1 protein-coding gene is annotated in these 1,318 nt (G+C 59.7%); it reads left to right on the forward strand.

From position 1 onward, the window contains the following. Positions 1–216 precede the first annotated feature (216 nt). Positions 217–1,212: an ornithine carbamoyltransferase gene (gene argF / locus RR842_RS14715; RefSeq protein WP_332554587.1), complete on the forward strand. Its 996-nt coding sequence runs from the start codon at positions 217–219 to the stop codon at positions 1,210–1,212. Positions 1,213–1,318 lie beyond the last annotated feature (106 nt).

Consider the following 1,318-nt stretch of genomic DNA (forward strand, 5'->3'; position numbering starts at 1 on the left):
GGCCGTGGCGGCCCGCGTTGCATGAGCATGCCGCTGGTGCGCGAGGACTAGGCACTCGGCTGGCGCAATCCTGTCTTTCCAGTTTGGAGGGGAGTCCGCACATGCGGGGGCCCCTCCCGGGCTGAAAAGGGGCGGGCGGTTTAAACTTGGCGACGCCCGTCGATAGCAATGAAGTATCTGTTAAAACTTGGCAAAGCAAATCGAAAGGAATCAATTATGCCCACGAGCTTGAGCGGACGCAATTTCCTGAGGCTTCTCGACTTCAGCGTTGAGGAGATCGAGTACCTCCTGAAGCTGTCCCGCGAGTTTAAGAACCTGAAACTGACGGGTACCCCCCATCGTTATCTTGAGGGCAAGAACATTGTCCTTCTGTTCCAGAAGACCTCGACCCGTACGCGTTGTGCGTTCGAGGTTGGCGCCATGGACCTGGGCATGGGCGTAACCTACCTTGATCCGGGCAGCTCCCAGATGGGCAAGAAGGAGTCCATCGAGGATACCGCTCGCGTGCTCGGCCGCTTCTACGACGGCATCGAGTTCCGTGGTTATGCTCAGGAAGACGTCGAGGATCTGGGCGCTAACGCCGGCGTTCCGGTATGGAACGGCCTGACCACCGAATGGCATCCCACGCAGATGCTCGCTGACATCCTGACGGTGCAGGAGCAGTTCAACTACGACATCAAGGGCAAGACCCTGGTGTTCATGGGCGATGCTGCCAACAACGTGGCTCGTTCGCTCATGGTGGTGTGCTCGAAGCTGGGCCTGAACTTCGTGGCTTGCGGCCCGAAGGAGAACATGCCCGACGCCGAGCTGGTCAAGACCTGCGAAGAAATCGCTGCAGGCAACGGCTGCACCATCAAGCTGACCGAGGATGTCAAGGAGGCCTGCACGGGCGCTCACGTCATCTACACCGACGTGTGGGTGTCCATGGGCGAGCCCGACGAGGTGTGGGCGCAGCGCATCAAGGACCTCGAGGCCTACCGTGTGACGTCCGAGCTTATGGCGATGGCAGATCCTTCCGCCATCTTCCTGCACTGCCTGCCGGCGTTCCATGACACCAACACCACCACCGGTGCTGATATCGCCGAGCGTTTCGGTGTCACCGAGATGGAGGTCGAGGACGTGGTCTTCGAGTCCAAGCAGTCCAAGGTGTTCGACGAGGCCGAGAACCGCATGCATACCATCAAGGCCGTCATGTACGCCACGCTTTCCTAAGCACGGCGAGGAAAGAGAGAGGAGTACGTTATGGCTTATCAAAAAGGTGAAGGCAAGTCCGTCGTCATAGCCCTCGGCGGCAACGCCCTGGGCGACACGCCCCAGG

It is taken from the genome of Gordonibacter sp., assembly GCF_036667095.1.
Lineage (GTDB): Bacteria > Actinomycetota > Coriobacteriia > Coriobacteriales > Eggerthellaceae > Gordonibacter.